Origin of the sequence: Acinetobacter sp. V89_4 (assembly GCF_029967875.1) — a bacterium.
GTDB classification, from domain to species: Bacteria; Pseudomonadota; Gammaproteobacteria; order Pseudomonadales; family Moraxellaceae; genus Acinetobacter; species Acinetobacter oleivorans.
The window spans coordinates 1-16,879 of sequence record NZ_JASCAI010000023.1 but is presented as its reverse complement, the minus strand read 5'-3'; the positions used below and the strand labels follow the sequence as shown (position 1 = coordinate 16,879).

General features: G+C 38.4%; 17 protein-coding genes and 1 pseudogene. 9 read left to right on the top strand and 9 right to left on the bottom strand.

Going from position 1 to position 16,879, the window contains the following annotated elements; genetic code table 11:
- Positions 1-40: 40 nt before the first annotated feature.
- Together QLG01_RS10115 and QLG01_RS10110 are read right to left on the bottom strand one after the other, a co-directional pair.
- A complete protein-coding gene (locus QLG01_RS10115; RefSeq protein ID WP_282496378.1) occupies positions 41-508 on the bottom strand; it encodes a YchJ family protein in 468 nt (155 codons plus the stop codon).
- A 73-nt stretch (positions 509-581) separates the two neighbouring features.
- Positions 582-2,174, bottom strand: coding sequence for a transporter associated domain-containing protein (locus QLG01_RS10110; RefSeq protein WP_282496376.1), 1,593 nt, complete (start codon positions 2,172-2,174; stop codon positions 582-584).
- A 326-nt stretch (positions 2,175-2,500) separates the two neighbouring features.
- On the opposite strand from QLG01_RS10110, the gene QLG01_RS10105 reads away from it, so the two are divergent.
- From QLG01_RS10105 to dinB, 4 genes are all read left to right on the top strand, one after another.
- Positions 2,501-3,124: a TIGR00730 family Rossman fold protein gene (locus tag QLG01_RS10105; RefSeq protein ID WP_013199154.1), complete on the top strand. Its 624-nt coding sequence runs from the start codon at positions 2,501-2,503 to the stop codon at positions 3,122-3,124.
- A gap of 171 nt (positions 3,125-3,295) precedes the next feature.
- Positions 3,296-4,687 (top strand): multidrug transporter subunit MdtD, encoded by a 1,392-nt coding sequence (gene mdtD, locus QLG01_RS10100; protein WP_282496375.1) that lies wholly within the window; start codon positions 3,296-3,298, stop codon positions 4,685-4,687.
- A gap of 77 nt (positions 4,688-4,764) precedes the next feature.
- Positions 4,765-5,523, top strand: coding sequence for a GH25 family lysozyme (locus QLG01_RS10095; RefSeq protein WP_282496374.1), 759 nt, complete (start codon positions 4,765-4,767; stop codon positions 5,521-5,523).
- Position 5,524: 1 nt separating this feature from the next.
- Complete coding sequence (gene dinB / locus QLG01_RS10090; protein ID WP_151989346.1) at positions 5,525-6,580, top strand: DNA polymerase IV; 1,056 nt, start codon at positions 5,525-5,527, stop codon at positions 6,578-6,580.
- 4 nt (positions 6,581-6,584) lie between these two features.
- Here the strand turns inward: dinB and QLG01_RS10085 are convergent.
- A pseudogene (locus QLG01_RS10085) lies at positions 6,585-6,701 on the bottom strand (hypothetical protein).
- Positions 6,702-6,894: 193 nt separating this feature from the next.
- Between QLG01_RS10085 and QLG01_RS10080 the strand changes: the two are divergent.
- Entirely contained in the window at positions 6,895-7,248 is a 354-nt protein-coding gene (locus QLG01_RS10080) for a RidA family protein (protein WP_004795237.1), read from the top strand.
- 147 nt (positions 7,249-7,395) lie between these two features.
- Here QLG01_RS10080 and QLG01_RS10075 read toward each other — a convergent pair whose 3' ends face one another.
- The 4 genes from QLG01_RS10075 to QLG01_RS10060 form a co-directional block, all read right to left on the bottom strand.
- Positions 7,396-7,896 (bottom strand): DUF2726 domain-containing protein, encoded by a 501-nt coding sequence (locus tag QLG01_RS10075; RefSeq protein ID WP_005301476.1) that lies wholly within the window; start codon positions 7,894-7,896, stop codon positions 7,396-7,398.
- Between the two features lie 314 nt (positions 7,897-8,210).
- The gene (locus tag QLG01_RS10070) at positions 8,211-10,592 is read right to left on the bottom strand and encodes a YgiQ family radical SAM protein (RefSeq protein ID WP_282496373.1); all 2,382 of its coding nucleotides are present in this window, start codon (positions 10,590-10,592) and stop codon (positions 8,211-8,213) included.
- 212 nt (positions 10,593-10,804) lie between these two features.
- Complete coding sequence (locus QLG01_RS10065; RefSeq protein WP_282496372.1) at positions 10,805-12,064, bottom strand: esterase-like activity of phytase family protein; 1,260 nt, start codon at positions 12,062-12,064, stop codon at positions 10,805-10,807.
- 147 nt (positions 12,065-12,211) lie between these two features.
- Entirely contained in the window at positions 12,212-12,616 is a 405-nt protein-coding gene (locus QLG01_RS10060; protein WP_282496371.1) for a helix-turn-helix domain-containing protein, read from the bottom strand.
- An 81-nt stretch (positions 12,617-12,697) separates the two neighbouring features.
- On the opposite strand from QLG01_RS10060, the gene QLG01_RS10055 reads away from it, so the two are divergent.
- From QLG01_RS10055 to QLG01_RS10040, 4 genes are all read left to right on the top strand, one after another.
- Positions 12,698-13,183: a DUF2938 domain-containing protein gene (locus QLG01_RS10055; protein WP_282496370.1), complete on the top strand. Its 486-nt coding sequence runs from the start codon at positions 12,698-12,700 to the stop codon at positions 13,181-13,183.
- Positions 13,184-13,201: 18 nt separating this feature from the next.
- Complete coding sequence (locus tag QLG01_RS10050) at positions 13,202-13,768, top strand: flavodoxin family protein (RefSeq protein WP_174745295.1); 567 nt, start codon at positions 13,202-13,204, stop codon at positions 13,766-13,768.
- A 4-nt stretch (positions 13,769-13,772) separates the two neighbouring features.
- Entirely contained in the window at positions 13,773-13,985 is a 213-nt protein-coding gene (locus QLG01_RS10045; protein WP_191901030.1) for a DUF2798 domain-containing protein, read from the top strand.
- A 291-nt stretch (positions 13,986-14,276) separates the two neighbouring features.
- Entirely contained in the window at positions 14,277-14,885 is a 609-nt protein-coding gene (locus tag QLG01_RS10040; RefSeq protein ID WP_282496368.1) for a transglycosylase SLT domain-containing protein, read from the top strand.
- A 52-nt stretch (positions 14,886-14,937) separates the two neighbouring features.
- Here the strand turns inward: QLG01_RS10040 and cysK are convergent, their stop codons facing one another.
- On the bottom strand, positions 14,938-15,936 hold the full coding sequence (cysK, locus tag QLG01_RS10035; RefSeq protein ID WP_282496367.1) for a cysteine synthase A: 999 nt from the start codon (positions 15,934-15,936) through the stop codon (positions 14,938-14,940).
- Positions 15,937-16,213: 277 nt separating this feature from the next.
- Positions 16,214-16,756 carry a GNAT family N-acetyltransferase gene (locus QLG01_RS10030; RefSeq protein ID WP_282496366.1) on the bottom strand — a complete coding sequence of 181 codons (543 nt, stop codon included), beginning with the start codon at positions 16,754-16,756 and terminating at the stop codon, positions 16,214-16,216.
- Positions 16,757-16,879 lie beyond the last annotated feature (123 nt).

Genomic DNA, 16,879 nt, shown 5'->3' with positions numbered 1-16,879 from the left:
TTTCCCTCAGGCCAAACGGTGCGCGTATTTTAAGATAAAGTTATAGGAATTGTGCACAGCATTGTTTAAATTTTTTTCCAGAGCCACATATACAAGGCTGTTTCATGGTGACATGCATATCTACAGTGGGATCAAGAAAAAACCATTGTTGTTGATGATATACAAAATGTGAAACCTCATGGTGAACCTGAACTTTTTGTCCATCATGATAATGTGCCTTGAATTCAACCTGTGCATGGGTTTTATCGAGTTTTTCTTTGGCGTTAACGACGTCTAAACCCAACCATTGATTTTGTTTACTCCAGTCTGCAATAGCCTCTTTATCAAGTGCATTTTGCTGACCTAAAGCGGTTGTTTGAACAATATAATCAATTTGCTGTAATGCAAAAGCACTATAGCGCGAACGCATCAGCTGCTCTGCAGTCAGGGCTTTTGCTGTGCCTAAATGTAAAGGCTCACAACATTCTGCATAGCTGCCTTCTCCACATGGACAAGTGTGTTGAGTCATTCTGTGTTTCTCAAATAAAAAAAATAGCTCAGAGTTGAGCTATTTTATGATGTTTCTAGGCTTAAAATGTCATTTAATCTTTTGATTCATCTTGTTCGATAGAAACAATATGAACTTTCTCGATCTTATGACCTTCCATCGTAATCACTTCAAAGCGATAACCATCTGCTTCAACAGCTTCACCATTTTCTGGTAACCGACCTAAATGGAATAACAAGTAACCTGACAAAGTTGAATACTGTTCACTCTCATCGACCAAATCACGACCTAATAAAAGCGATACGTGGCGAATGTCCGTTGAACCTTCAAGTATTAATGAACCATCTGCCAAGCTCTCAGCGGCTGCGTCTAGCTCATCTTCATCAGGGAATTCACCCGCAATGGCTTCTAAAATATCAATTGGCGTTGCAATACCTTCAATTGAACCATATTCATTTAAAACGATTGCCATTTGTAACGGTGCTTGACGTAATTGCTCCATCACCATAAGTACTTGAGCATTTTCATGCACAATGACAGGTTCACGTAAATGCTTTTGGAAATCGACCACACCTGTTTCAATAAAGCCATTTAGAACTTTATGAGTGAGTGCAATACCCTCAATATTATCAAGTTCACCACGTGCAACAATCAAACGAGAGTGTGTCATTGACATTAAACGTTCTTTTAAAACTTCTGGTTCATCGTCTAAATTAATCCACTCAAGTTCAGGTCGTGGAGTCATAACAGACTTTACAGGACGCTCTGATAAACCAAGAACACCTTGCACAAGCACACTATGATAAGCGCCATTTTCTTCATCAAAAACTTCATCTGCAAAAGCTTGTGTAGCCAATACGTCTTCTTTATCAGAAGATTGCGTATCTGAGCTAGAACCACTGCTTTTACTTCCTAGCATACGTAACACGGCTGAAGCAGTGCGATAACGTAAGTCTGTAGTTGTAACCAGTTTTTCCTGATTGCGACGCATGCTTTGGTTGATAATTTCCACCAAAACCGAGAAGCCAATTGCAGCATATAAGTAGCCCTTCGGAATATGGAAACCAAAACCTTCCACCACCAAAGAGAAACCAATCATCATCAAGAAACCAAGACACAGAATAACAACCGTTGGATGCTTATTCACAAAATCCATGAGCGGTTTCGATGCCCACAACATGATTCCGACAGCAATTACAACTGCAACCATCATAATAGACAGTTCTTTCACCATACCTACAGCGGTAATCACACTATCTAACGAGAACACAGCATCAAGCACAACAATCTGGACAATGACCATCCAGAACGCAGCATGAACAGGGTTATCTTCTTTATGAAGTTGATTACCTTCCATGCGCTCATGCAATTCCATGGTGCCTTTAAAGAGCAAGAACACACCACCGAACAACAAGATCAAATCACGGCCAGAGAATGGGTGATTAAAAATATGGAAGAGTGGTTCTGTCAGTGTCACGACCCAAGCAATCGAGGCTAAAAGTATTAGCCGCATTCCTAGGGCGAGTATTAAACCAATTATACGTGCTTTAGCTCGCTGCTCTGGCGGCAGTTTTTCAGCCAAAATAGCGATGAAAACGAGGTTATCGATCCCCAATACAATTTCAAGAACGATTAAAGTTGCTAAACCCACCCAAGCAGATGGATCAGACATCCATTCAAAGATCATCGATCCTGCTCCTGTGCTGATTGGATTTTATCTTTATTTGGCAACACAGCAGGCATGCCCATACAAAGGAGGGAAAATGTTTTTTTAGGACAAGAAATTAAAACGGAGCGACTACAACCACTACCCATATTTGTTCATATGTTGTTAAACGAATTTTTAGTATAGGCAAGATTTAACATAAATTCATCATTTTTATTTGTTCATGACAGGCATTCACTAAACCCATACAAAACGTTAGTCTTTACTATAAATCTGCTTATAAAGTTGTCATATTTTTTGCTTAGTGTAGACAAGAAATATGAACGTGATAAGGTGAAAATAAAACAATGAATAGCGTATTAACAATGGCAGTAAATGATTCACCAATAACAGCTGTAAAAACAAAACAACCTCTTATTGCATTATATTGTGGTTCACGTGCGGGAAATAACCCGATCTACCGAGAAAAGGCGATTGAACTCGCTCATGGAATTGCTGACCAAGGTTTCGGTTTAGTCTACGGTGGTGCCAGTATTGGTTTAATGGGACAAGTTGCTGAAAGCGTTCTCGCAAACGGCGGAGAAGCTGTCGGTGTCATTCCTGAATTTATGCTCGACTATGAAGTAGCCCATGCTGGCTTAACCGAATTACATATCGTAGAAACCATGCACGAGCGCAAAGCCATGATGGCAGAGCGTGCAAGTGCATTTATTGCATTACCCGGCGGTTTAGGAACATTCGAAGAAATATTGGAAATAGCCACTTGGGGCCAACTTAACCAACACCAAAAACCCATGATTTTGTATAACGTAAATGGCTTTTATAATGCATTGATTGCCCAGCTAGACCATGCGGTTCAAGAAGGTTTTCTTCCCCTTCAGCACCGAGCTAAATTAATTGTATGTGATGATGTCGATCAGATTTATAACGTCATTAAAAATTTAAAAATGCCGAAAAGATTTGTTGTTTAGTTACCCACCTACTCTCCATAAAAAAGCGGTTCTGCCGCTTTTTTTGTTTTAACTATTTTCACCGCTACCATCAAAAGCACTTAGATTTATTAAAGGAGTAATCAACATTGTCTTACTTTTTTTACTTTCAATTTGTTTTACACTAGACCAAAACGTTAACTTTCAAATGTTATGAATGCCACGCCGACTCACCAAGCCTTGCAACCTGAATATCGCTTACTCGTACTTTTGGTTTCCATTGGCTTTTTTATGCAGGCTTTGGACACAACAATTGTAAATACAGCTATTCCTGCAATGGCTCACCATTTAAATGAAGACCCTCTACGCATGCATAGCGTAGTAGTGGCCTATGTTTTATCAGTAGCCGCCTGCATTCCTTTAAGTGGATGGTTAGCAGACCGCTTTGGTGTTAAAAATATTTTCTTATCGGCAATCGTTATTTTTACTTTAGCCTCTTTAGGTTGTGGTCTTTCTCAGAGTCTCAATCAACTCTTATTTTTCCGGGTCATCCAAGGCGTAGGCGGGGCTTTACTACTTCCTGTTGGTCGATTATCACTTTTAAAGATTATTCCCCGAACTCAGTTTTTAGCTGCAATGAGCTTAATGAGTCTTGCAGGTTTACTCGGGCCGTTGGCTGGTCCAACTTTAGGTGGCTGGTTAGTTGAAGTTGCAACTTGGCATTGGATTTTCCTCATCAATATTCCCATGGGTATCTTAGGTATCTTAATGACATTAAAAGTCATGCCTAATTTAAAAGAGCCTTCAGTTAAAACATTTGATTTAGGCGGCTTCATCTTATTAGTGGTAGCCATGATTGGATGGTCTTTGGGTATCGAACATTTAGCCTCCCCTGAATATTCAAAATGGTTCAGCATTTCACTATTGGTCGTCGGCATAATCGCAACACTTTGGTATGCCTATCATTCTCATACTCATCAAAATGCGTTGTTCCGCAGTCGACTCTTTAGAAATAAAATTTATGCGATTGGTATTTTAGGTAATTTCTTTGCTCGCTTCGGTGGTAATGCTTTACCTTTTGTTTTACCGCTCATGCTACAAGTCGCTTTTGGCTTTGAACCTTTTATTGCTGGTTTAATGATGATTCCTTTAGTCTTGGGTTCATTATTTTCAAAGCCAATTGTCAGACCGATTATTCAAAAGATTGGCTATCGACGTTTTTTACTCATCAACACAACGCTGGTCGGGCTATGTATCGCCTCTTTCGCCATCATGACAGTCGACACTCCAACTTGGTTTAGAGCCTTACACTTTTTCTTATTTGGCACATTAAACTCACTGCAATTTGTGGGTATGAACACATTGACCTTAAAAGATTTGCCTCAACAAGATGCAAGCAGCGGTAATAGTTTCTTGTCGATGATCATGATGCTATCAATGAGTATTGGCGTGGCACTCGCTGGCACACTCATTAATATCTTTACTGATTATTATGGAGCTGACCATGTGACCACTGCATTCCACGTCACTTTAATTTGCCTCGGGTGCATCAATATCATTACAGCGCTTATTTTCTGGCAAATTCCAAAAAATACCCCCGTATAAGTCGTTGCATTTTTAGCGTGGTTTCTCCCTCTTGAATCAAGTTATGATGTCGGCTTCAAATCTGTAATGAGTTTTGCATGACCAAACTGGCTAAAACCTTTTTCACAGCACGGTACAATACCTTTATCGGAATTGGCTTGGGATGTGTTATGGGAATTCTGGCTTATTTTGGTTTGTTCTATCAGCAAAAAGCCATTGCACAAGATTATCCAGTTCAAGGCTTTGATGTTTCTCACCATCAAGAAGATATTAACTGGAAAAAAATATCACCGGAAAAGTTCCAATTCGTTTATTTAAAAGCAACTGAAGGCGGTGATTACAAAGATTCAAAATTTCAAGAAAACTGGCTCAAAGCTCGTGAACATGGGTTTCATGTAGGGGCTTACCACTTTTATCGCCTGTGTCGTGATGGAAAGACACAAGCTGATAACTTTATTGCGACTGTACCTAAAAAATTAGATGCTCTTCCTCCCGTCATTGATCTGGAATATGACGGTAACTGTATTAATTCGCATACCAAAGAACAATTACTTAAAGAAATAGGCATCATGCATGATCGCCTAAAACAGCATTATGGCAAACAGCCTATCTTTTATATTTCTAAAACTTTTTATCACATTGTGTTAATCGGTAGTTTTCCTAATACACCACTTTGGGTCAGAGATTACGAAGGAAAACCTGAACTTAAAGATAAAAGAAAATGGCTCTTTTGGCAGCATAGTAATCAGGGTAAAATTGAGGGAATAACAAAGCCCGTAGACTTAAATGTTTATGAGGGTTCAGTCAAAGAATGGCACCAATTCTTACAGCAGCAAGGCATCGTGAAAGCACAATAATATGCGCAAAATCATTCATATCGATATGGATGCCTTTTATGCATCAGTCGAATTGCGAGAGCGTCCTGATCTAAAGCATCTCCCTGTGGTTATTTCTTCGCATCATCCGCGAGCTGTCATTGCTGCTGCATCCTATCCTGCCCGTGAATTTGGTTTACGTTCAGCCATGTCGATGAGTCAGGCAAGAAAACTATGCCCTCAAGTCGTTATTATTGAGCCAAATTTTGAAAAATACCGCACAGTCTCTGCTCAAATTCACTCTATTTTTCAGCAATATACTCTGCTTATTGAACCTTTATCGCTCGATGAAGCCTATTTGGATGTCACTGAAAATCTAAAACAGATTGCGAGTGCAACCGAGGTTGCGATGCATATTCGGGAAGATATTTTTAGGTTAACTGGACTGACTGCATCAGCAGGTGTAGCCCCCAATAAATTTTTGGCAAAAATTGCTTCAGATTGGAATAAACCGAATGGCTTATGTGTAATCAAACCTTCGCAGGTTGCAAGTTTTATTCAAGACCTGCCACTTAAAAAGATTCCTGGCGTCGGTAAAGTCACTCAGGAAAAATTACAGCAGCTTCAATTACATACTTTGGGTGATTTACAGAAAATTGAAGAGGCTGTTTTAGTTCACCACTTCGGTAAATATGGACAACAACTCTACCTATATGCACAAGGGATTGATCATAGACCTGTTCAAGCTGAAAGAGCCCGCCAACAAATTTCGAAAGAGACAACTTTCGATAGTGACTTTACTTTGGTTCAATGTCAGCCCTATTGGCAAGGACTAGCTGAAAAAGTATGGCAAAGCTTAGAGAAAAAGCAACTCAATGCACGTGGTGTGAATATTAAGCTTAAACTCAAGAATTTTCAGACTTTACAACATAGTAAAAGCTTTAAAAGACCGATCCAGTCGCTACAGGACTTAATCCAAGTTTTATTTTTATTATTAAATGAAATGCAGATTCCTGAACATTTTCAGTTTCGCTTAATTGGTATAGGCGTTTATCAATTACAGACTCAAGCGGATGACTTCCAACTTAACCTTTGGTGATTGATTAATTTTCACTCAAAAGAGCAACTTTTAAACAAAATAGACTCCCTTTTACTGAAACTTTAGAGTAACCTAATCAACGCATATTCATTACCCATGTATTTGCAACATGCCAAAGCAACCTTTACTTTCGGCATATCGTCCTGTGATTGGCGTGACGACCAAATCCGAATATTACAGGGCTCTTCTGATACATGGCTTAGATATCCCTTCATCACAATAATCTACTGAAATTCCTTTCTACTTGCTTGCACCAACCCAGTAACTCTTCATAAAATCAAAACTATTAAATAAAACCACCCTAGAGCATTTTTATGACGGTAAAGCGTTTACACGTGACTTCACGCTACTGTGAAGTTGCGATTTCAGGCAATTTGGTACATTTAGCTGGCCAACTCGCAGATGATACAAGCGTAGATGTTACAGCACAGACTCAACAAACTTTAGATAATATTGACCGTCTATTGGCAGAAGCTGGAACAGATAAAACCCATATTCTTTCTGTTATGATTTTTCTAAAAGATATCGACAAAGATTATGCAGCAATGAATGCTGTTTGGGATGCATGGATTAGTGAAGGACATCCACCAGCACGTACTTGTGTAGAGTCCAAACTTTATGCGCCAGACGTGCTTGTAGAAATGACGGTTGTTGCAGTACTTCCATAATTTTTATAAATATAAAATGACACTAAATTGAGCAATATCCCTAGTTATATTGCTCAATTTTTTAGTAATTTTAACATTGTTAATGTCAGCATGTTATTAAGATCTTCTTTAATGAGTTCTCTAATCAATTGCTATAATCTCTAATTTTTAAGACTTCACAAACGCATTTGACATTCGTTCTAGTTGCGGCGTTGCATGTAAAATTGCCATCTCTGTTTCTGGAGTCAATAAGTCCCTTCTCAGATCGTGATAATCAGGCACCTCACTGTAATGCAGTACACGATAGCCGGCCAATTGTAATAGACGACGTTCATATTGCTGATGCGCACGGCGTAAACCATTTTCGCCAAGAACCACAATGACAACAACCTGATAATTTTGATCAAGTACAACAAAATCAGCTGCCATATTTTGATATTTTCGACGTGTATGCGCGTATTTTGTAGTTAATAATGCATCAAAGGATACATGTGCCAACACGGTAAATTTAGGTAAAACTGTTTGTAGTCTGGTTAATGTCATTTGCTCATGGCTAGTTAATACTGCACGGCGCTTCAAGGCACTATCATGTTGATGCCTTCGTGAAAGACTTTTCACTGCCATTACAACAGCCAAAAATAATAATAAAATCGTAATTAAATAGTACATGGGTCCAATCCTTTAGGTTTTTTATAATGATTTTGCTAGATCACACTTTGTTTTAATTGATAACGACACAGCCGTTTTTTAAAAGGTTCACTTAGTAATTTCACTTGTAGTTATCAAGCTTGGCTTAAATTTAGCCACCCTCACATTATTTATAATCATAGAGTCTACAACAATCAAGTGCAGCTCGTCAGATTTTTGCTATTTATCATTATTCGTTACGTTTTTTGTACTTTTAATCTTCAAAAATCTCACTATACGATTTAAATAGATACTTTAAAAACAAAACAGGCTCTATTTAAGAGCCTGTTTTATCACTATCCACGAACCTTGCTTTTAGGTTTACTTTTTCCACCAAATGGTCTTTTCTCACCTGTTTCACGAGGAGGCAAACCAGTGTGCTGGGTTAGAACCTGTCCTTTTTGTGGACGTTTTTGCCCTGCTGCTGAACGAGATTGTCCCTGACCACGTTTTGCTGAATCACCCGCTACAGAAGAGTTCTTCTTACGTGCCGACTTATATTCACCTTCAGCAGTACCTTGTGGCTGATAGGTCGGGATCAAGTGCTGCTTTGAATTACCAATTAAATCTGCACGGCCCATTTCTTTTAAAGCTTCACGAAGTAATGGCCAGTTGTTTGGATCATGGTAGCGTAGGAATGCTTTATGCAGACGACGGCGTTTCTCACCTTTTACAATATCAACTTTTTCAGTATAGCGAGCGACTTTAGCAAGCGGGTTTTTGCCCGAATAATACATGGTTGTTGCAGTTGCCATTGGCGATGGATAGAACGTCTGTACTTGATCGGCACGGAAACCATTCTTTTTTAACCAAATTGCAAGGTGCATCATGTCATAATCTGATGTACCCGGATGTGCTGCAATAAAGTAAGGAATTAAATATTGCTCTTTTCCTGCTTCTTTACTGAAACGGTCAAACATTTGCTTGAAACGATCATAAGTACCAATTCCCGGCTTCATCATCTTAGATAAAGGACCATTTTCGGTATGTTCAGGAGCAATTTTTAAATAACCGCCAACGTGATGTTGTACTAGTTCTTTTACATATTCAGGGTTGAGTACGGCAAGGTCATAACGTAAACCTGAACCAATCAGAATTTTCTTCACACCTTTAATTGCACGTGCTTTACGATAAAGCTGTACTAACGGTGCATGATCGGTATGCAAGTTTTGACAAACACCCGGATAAACACAAGAAGGTTTACGACAGTTCTTCTCAATTTCTGGGTCTTTACAGTGCAAACGGTACATGTTTGCCGTTGGACCACCTAAATCTGAAATAATGCCGGTGAAGTTTGGCGCTGTATCACGGATTTTTTCAATTTCACGTAAGATCGAATCTTCCGAACGGTTTTGAATAATACGACCTTCATGTTCTGTAATCGAACAGAATGTACAGCCACCAAAACAGCCACGCATAATGTTGACCGAGAATTTGATCATATCAAATGCAGGGAAACGAGCATCGCCATAAGTAGGATGGGGCAAACGCGCATATGGAAGATCAAACACATAATCCATTTCCTCAGTGGTTAGAGGAATTGGTGGAGGATTGATCCAAACATCACGTTCACCATGGCGTTGAACCAAAGCACGGGCATTACCCGGATTAGTTTCAAGGTGCAAAATACGGTTTGCATGCGCGTAAAGTACGTGATCATTTGACACTTCTTCAAAAGAAGGTAAACGAATTACCGCTAACTCGCGTGGAGGTAACTTGTGTTTAATTGCTTTTGACGGTGTCGGCTTTAATTGAACGATTTGAGTATCGTCATCGAGTTTGTCACCTTCACGCACAATCGGATTTGCAACAATCTCTTTCTGGAAATCTTGATACTGAGCTAATGAGTTACCTTTTTCTTTTTCAACCTCACAGCCATCAATATCTTCAGTCATGACATAGGGGTTAATAATTGGATCAACACGCCCAATCGTATCTACATCATTACTCGCAACTTCAACAAACTTTGCTTTTGATGCTTTGTTATGTTTATTAATAATAAATGCTGTACCACGAACATCAGTAATCTCATGGATTTTATCACCTTTGGCCAAACGATGCATCACATCAATAATGGCACGCTCACCATTACCATACATGAGTAAATCGGCTTTTGAATCCATCAAAATCGAACGACGAACTTTGTCTGACCAATAATCGTAGTGCGCAATACGACGTAAACTACCTTCAATACCACCTAATAACACTGGTACATCTGGGAAAGCTTCACGACAGCGCTGGCAATAAACTGTTGCTGCGCGGTCAGGACGTTTATTTGGTTCATTGTTTGGAGAATAAGCATCATCAGAACGGATTTTACGATCTGCCGTATAACGGTTAATCATCGAATCCATATTACCTGCGGTTACACCCCAAGCAATCGTTGGCTTACCTAAAACGCGGAAGCTTTCAACATTGGTCCAATCTGGCTGCGCAATAATTCCGACACGGAAACCTTGTGCTTCAAGTACACGCCCAATCACACCCGATACAAATGATGGGTGGTCAATATAAGCATCGCCACAGACTAAAATAAAGTCACATGCATCCCAGCCGAGTTGGTCCATTTCTTCTCGTGACATCGGCAAAAATGGTGCGGGTTCAAAACACGACGCCCAATATTTGTCGTAATCAAACAGCGCTTTTGGCGCAGTCTGCATGGTGTAGGCAGTAGACATGGCTTGCGAATCTCGGCTAGCAGATGGAGGAGAGACATCTAAAGATGAAAGCCGATCATTTTAACATGAATTCCATTCATTTTCCCTGTTTATAAAACATGCGAAAACAACAATATAGAAATTAATTTGATTAAACTTTACTCAATATTTTATTCTTGGAATAAATACGGCGGAACAAAATCCGCCGCAGTTTTAATTTTTATTTGTAGAGATTAGAACAACGCTTTTGGCAAACGAATCTGAATAATCTCATTATCATCAGCCAATTTTGAATTACGTCCTGTCGAACCAGGGAAGTTATTATCATTGAAAACGGTAAGCGTTGTACCATTTTCAATAATCACATCTTCAATAGTTTCAAATGGGAAAGCAAAAAACTGTCCCGTACCAATATCCCCTGCTCTAGCTGTGCCATACAACAAATTCGGGTTAGCAATTTTAATTAAATCGACTAAATCTTCACGGCTTACTAGCTGACCTGACTCATTTAATTTAATACGGATTAATTTTTTATATCCGCCTAAATTATTCTGGGTCGCATCACGCTCAATAATAATGCCTTCTTTATCATTAAAGAGTTGGAAGTCACCAATATTGGTTGCCTTGCTGTCTAACTGGAACCAATAATATTTTCCTGTATACGCTTTTTTCTTCAGGTCAAATTGAGAAATCAGTAGTTGTCTTTCTGTTTCCCGAATTGATTTAATTGGTTTTTCTATAAGCGGGTAAAGATACTGCCCGTCTGGCGAAATCGCCATTCCTTCAAAACCACCACTTTGTTGAACTAGAGGCTCTACAAAATTAATTTGTGCTTTATTAAACTGATTTTGTGGTGAACGTAACTCTTGAGTCGGGTTTAACGGATTTGGCAGAGCAATCGGTGCATCTAATAACACGCCATCGGCTGAAAAATGAAGTAAATAAGGCCCAAACTCATCCCCAATCCAGTAAGTCCCATCGCTAGTACGTTGCATAGACTCTGGATCAAAATCTGCACCCGTTAATAAACGCTCTGCTGTATCACCATTCACGATATTAAATGGAATTAATTTGTTCGGATCACGCAATTGAATAAAGCCTTGTACCGTAACTTGCCCTGTACCTTTGGTTTTAGTTTTGACATCAGGTTTTAATTTATAAATACGAAGTAGAAAGTCTGCTGAATTATCTTGGGTACCAAAGCCATTATCGGCCATTGCCATATAACTGCCATCTTCATTTTTTAATGCAGCAGAAAAACCTTGTACAGGCTGGCCTTTAAATGGAGGATAAATTCCATTTGCACCTTTGACATATGCACCAGAGTCTGGGCCAGCAGCATAGGTTTCTACAGGCAATTTGGCAAAAGAAATTAAGGTCGGTTCAGTAACTTTTTCAGTAGGTGAAGTTTGTTCTTGATCGTTATCATCATTACATGCCGTCAATCCTAAACTGGCACAACAGAGTAATGCCACTAATGTTTTTTTGCTCATAGTTTTATACAGTTGGTAAAAAATTAAGCAAATTTAATCAAGCTTATATGAAGTTTTTACTTCAAAAAGATGAAATCTTTATGGCGAAAATATGACAAACCCCACTGTTCAATACAAACACAAACTAAATAACTTCATCAAAAAGAATTAAAGTTTCGTTGGCTGATATTCTCCAGCAATTGCTGCTTTTAAAAAGTTCTGGAAGGTTGGACATTCCATATGATTTTCAGCTGGACATACCGCAGCATGCTCTAATCCTTGACTAATAAAATGTAATCGCTTTGCCATTTGTTCTAGTTGTTCAGCTTTATCTTTTAGTTTCTGACGATCAAGATTAGGCTTACCATCTTGTCCAAACATTGTTGCGATTTCATTTAAAGAAAAACCTGCGGCACGACCTAAAGCAATGAGTGCCAATTGATCAAGCACCTGCTTCCCATACTGCCGACGTAAACCTTGCCGTCCTATCGATTTAATTAATCCTTTCTCTTCATAAAAACGTAGTGTAGCGGTTGTGACTTTTGCCTTTTTAGCGACTTCACCAATATCCATAACAACCTCTTGACTTCAAGTGAACTTTAACTTGCACAATAAATTTATCACGTTTCAGACGTATAAAAGCAAGGTTTCAAAATGAATCTCTCCACATTGTTCTTTCAAGCTTTATACCTTGGTGTTGGTGCAACAGTCATTATGGATATATGGTTGTTAATATTAAAGATATTTAAAATTCCGACCTTAAATTTTGCCTTTCTCGGTCGCTGGGTCGGTTGGATATTCCACAGAAAAATCATCCATCAATCTATAGCTCAAAGCCCTCAAATTAAAGGTGAATATTTATTAGGTTGGGTTGCTCACTATAGTGTCGGACTAATCTTTTCATTTAGCTTTCTTTTAATTGTTAGCTCAGATTGGCTTAGCCATCCTCAATTTTATTCAGCACTTCTGTTTGGTGTAGTCACCGTTCTCATTCCTTTTTTTATTATGCAACCTGCGATGGGTAGTGGTTTTGCTTCTTCAAAAACCCCTCGTCCTTTTTTGAACTGCCTAAAAAGTTTGATGAACCATAGTGTTTTTGGTTGTGGCTTATATCTCACTGCAAAACTATTTCAACTTTAAATAAAGAGGAAACTACTCATGAAAACCGTTGCCATTATTTACTATAGTCGCCAAGGCCACACCCAATTTATTGCTCAGCAAATTCAAACTGGCATCTTGAGCCAAGAAAATATTAAAGTAGATCTGCTCAGTGCGGAACATCTTGTCGAAAACCCAGAAACCCTAATTCAATATGACGGCTTAATTTGGGGATCTCCTACTTATTTAGGGGGTGTATCTTCCAAATTAAAACAACTCATGGATGCAACAGGCTCATTATGGAAAAAACAGAAATTTAAAGGAAAACTGGCGGCTGGCTTTACCGTATCTTCCCTTCCCGCAGGTGATAAACAATCGACACTAATTTCACTTTTTACCTTTTGTATGCAACACGGCATGTTATGGGTCGGCAACCCGATTATGCCTGAGCAACACCAAGGGGTTCCTTATACTCAAGCAGCCAATCGTCTAGGCTCATGGTCAGGCTTAATGGCTCAGGCTGAACATGGCAGTAATGCTGATAGGTTTGATGAAGGAGATATTAAAACTGCTCAACAATTTGGAGAAAATTTTGCATTGACCTTAAATGCTTATCAAGGAATATAAGATTATGAAAGCACAGAAGCTTTTATTCCTCTTCATTTTATCTGGAATGATGTCTTTTATAGTTTCAGGTATTTCAACTTTTAAAGTAGTGGGACTAAATCATCATTTCCTTTCATTGTGGGTATCGGCTTGGATTATTGCATGGATATTGGCTTTTCCAAGTGTATTGATTTGTGCTCCTATAGCCCAAAAACTTGTCGACATCGTATTTAAGTAAGTTGATCTGTAAGTTAAAACGTACAAAACTTGCGGCGATTTGCGGATATTCATCTTTAGTATTTTTTCATAATATATGAAACATAGAGAGACAGGATGTCTCATTGAAGAAGAATAAGAACGCAGGAAGCGGTAGTTGACAGGAGTTAGCTACATAAGCTGAATACGAAAGAACCTTGACAGGATGTCGGGGTTCTTTCATTTTAATTATACAAAATTCTCACTATTTGCTTGTGCTGAGCAACAGAACTTATATTGATCGATTAGTTGCAGCTGAATACCATGATTTCATTTGAAATTTGATTATCGGTTTTGTATTTTGCTTACCTCATCTTTATCTAACAATTATTTTAAACCGACTCAAATAAACATTTTGAGTCTCAAATTTTTCATAATTGCTTTAATGTCAATAATGACTGGGTGTACAAGCTTAGGCCCGAATAGTGGTTCATTTTCATGGCGTTCAAATAAGCTCTCGTCTGGTCTACAAAAAGCTTATTCTGTTCCACAAAGCACAGCAAATCGGTTATCTCCAATAATTATTCAAAGTGCTGACCAATATAATGTGCCGCCTCTTTTACTTGCCGCGGTCATAAGACAAGAATCGAGTTACAATACTAATGCCCTCTCGCCTACGGGTGCAGTCGGTTTAACTCAAATTATTCCCAGCTATTGGCAACAAACTTGTGCTGGTAATTTGTATGATGAATCTACAAATATTCAATGTGGTGCTTATATCTTAAATCACTATTATCAGTCAGCGGATAGTTGGTTCAAAGCAACTGCTTATTATAATGTGGGACCAACTGGATATGAGCGAAGCTTCTGGACACGGCACAAAGCTAAAAAATATGCTCGATCTGTTAAACGTCATCAAAAAGCTTTAAAAAGTGCTTTATAAATAAGTTTAAATAAAAGCCCATCAATAGATGGGCTTTTTTATACAGTTAATTTTATTCGTCAAATAAACCGTCAAACAGAACAGAAGATAAATAACGCTCCCCACTATCTGGCAGAATAACAACAATAGTTTTACCAGCATTTTCAGGGCGTTCTGCAATTTTTGCCGCCGCAGCCAAAGCTGCGCCACTTGAAATACCCACTAAAATACCTTCTTGGGTTGCACAGTTTCTTGCCCACTGAATTGCTTCTTCGCTAGTCACTGGTAAAACTTCATCTACAAGATCTAAATCAAGATTCTTTGGAATAAAGTTCGCACCAATTCCCTGAATTTTATGCGGTGCAGGTGTAATGTTCTCTCCATTTCTAGTTTGAGTAATAATTGGAGACTCAGCAGGTTCAACGGCTACAGAATACAAAGGTTTATTTTGAACTTGTTCGAAATAACGAGAAATACCGGTAATTGTGCCACCAGTACCTACGCCAGCAACCAAAATATCAACTTGTCCACCTGTAGCTTGCCAAATTTCAGGACCGGTTGTGTCTACATGAATTTGAGGATTCGCTGGATTTTCAAATTGCTGAGGTAAGAAATAAACATCTGGCTGTTCAGCTGCTAATCGTATGGCTTCATCAACTGCACCTTTCATCCCTTTCGCTGGTTCAGTTAAAACTAAATTGGCACCGAGTGCTTTTAATACTTTTCTACGCTCAAGACTCATACTTGCAGGCATAGTTAAAGTAATCGGATAACCCTTAGCAGCTGCAACAAAAGCCAATGCAATCCCTGTATTACCACTGGTTGGTTCAATAATATGCATGCCTTCTTTTAACACACCACGCTTTTCTGCATCGGCAATTAGTGCCGCTCCGATACGACATTTCACAGAAAATGCAGGATTACGGCTTTCCACTTTTGCTAATACGGTTGCACCAGTTTTAATCAAACGATTAATGCGAACTAAAGGAGTATTGCCAATAGCTTCTGCATTATTTGGATAAACTGCTATTCCTAAATTATTGGGTGTTGGAAATTGCTGATCAGTAGACATGTTATATCCTTATTAGATTTGGAATGATTCTGAATCATTATAAGCTTCTATAATAAACAGGAAAGTAGAAAAGCTAAGTAATGCTTGAATTCTCAAGTAAACAGTATCTCTTGTCATAGATTTCTTTTTAAGAAACAAAAAATTAATAATTATTTTAAAAATCAAATTATTAGATTAAATAAGTTTATTTTTCCATCCATATCTTACGTTATTAACACTACCCTAATCTTCTGATCACACACTAAAGTAAGGTTTTTCCAAAATTTTATATAGCGAGTTACCAAAGTTCACCCTCTCTCCAATCGGCACAAATACTATCATCTTCTAAATTATGAGTTAGTCGCTCTTTCAGCATAGCGCTCAACGGAAATAGCATAATTTGATAATCATCTGTTAGATAAGTGGAAGTATCTTGCTTGATGTATAAATCCCCCCACCACGAAATCCAATCTAATTTTTTATAGAATGTCTCATCTTCAGGCTGTAATGCCGCGAGTTCATAGCCTAAAGTAGTTAAAGCATCAGTTAAATATTTTAATAATTTAGATGCGAGTCCTTTTCCACGCATTTTGAAATCAGTAGTCACATATTCTATGTAAGCAGTTTTTACAGTAATACCATCGTTTAAGGTGAAAATTCGATCTGTCCATAAAGCATGTGACACAATATTATCATCCAATATGCCTATTATATGTACAGCATTTTGCATGAAGGTATATTGACTCCAAGGATCTTCATCAAAAGCAGCAAAACACAGCTCAGCAATTTGTTGTCGTTGTTGCTTATTTAGGTCATGAGCCACGATGATTTTAAACTGCATAGACAGAAACTCTATTTTAATTGCTTAAATCATAAGCAAAGATCGAAATAATACGAAGTTTTTTAGTTTAAATTAAACAATTAATTTAATTCACGCATAAAGAAACACCCCGGTTTCTTTCGA

Coding starts and splice junctions, on each gene's coding strand:
- QLG01_RS10065 (WP_282496372.1), bottom strand. CDS start 12,064: ATGAGCAAAAAAACATTAGTGGCATTACTCTGTTGTGCCAGTTTAGGA.
- dinB (WP_151989346.1), top strand. CDS start 5,525: ATGCGCAAAATCATTCATATCGATATGGATGCCTTTTATGCATCAGTC.
- QLG01_RS10075 (WP_005301476.1), bottom strand. CDS start 7,896: ATGTACTATTTAATTACGATTTTATTATTATTTTTGGCTGTTGTAATG.
- QLG01_RS10045 (WP_191901030.1), top strand. CDS start 13,773: ATGAAAGCACAGAAGCTTTTATTCCTCTTCATTTTATCTGGAATGATG.
- QLG01_RS10110 (WP_282496376.1), bottom strand. CDS start 2,174: ATGATCTTTGAATGGATGTCTGATCCATCTGCTTGGGTGGGTTTAGCA.
- QLG01_RS10105 (WP_013199154.1), top strand. CDS start 2,501: ATGAATAGCGTATTAACAATGGCAGTAAATGATTCACCAATAACAGCT.
- QLG01_RS10060 (WP_282496371.1), bottom strand. CDS start 12,616: ATGGATATTGGTGAAGTCGCTAAAAAGGCAAAAGTCACAACCGCTACA.
- cysK (WP_282496367.1), bottom strand. CDS start 15,936: ATGTCTACTGATCAGCAATTTCCAACACCCAATAATTTAGGAATAGCA.
- QLG01_RS10050 (WP_174745295.1), top strand. CDS start 13,202: ATGAAAACCGTTGCCATTATTTACTATAGTCGCCAAGGCCACACCCAA.
- QLG01_RS10115 (WP_282496378.1), bottom strand. CDS start 508: ATGACTCAACACACTTGTCCATGTGGAGAAGGCAGCTATGCAGAATGT.
- QLG01_RS10070 (WP_282496373.1), bottom strand. CDS start 10,592: ATGTCTACTGCCTACACCATGCAGACTGCGCCAAAAGCGCTGTTTGAT.
- mdtD (WP_282496375.1), top strand. CDS start 3,296: ATGAATGCCACGCCGACTCACCAAGCCTTGCAACCTGAATATCGCTTA.
- QLG01_RS10055 (WP_282496370.1), top strand. CDS start 12,698: ATGAATCTCTCCACATTGTTCTTTCAAGCTTTATACCTTGGTGTTGGT.
- QLG01_RS10095 (WP_282496374.1), top strand. CDS start 4,765: ATGACCAAACTGGCTAAAACCTTTTTCACAGCACGGTACAATACCTTT.
- QLG01_RS10030 (WP_282496366.1), bottom strand. CDS start 16,756: ATGCAGTTTAAAATCATCGTGGCTCATGACCTAAATAAGCAACAACGA.
- QLG01_RS10080 (WP_004795237.1), top strand. CDS start 6,895: ATGACGGTAAAGCGTTTACACGTGACTTCACGCTACTGTGAAGTTGCG.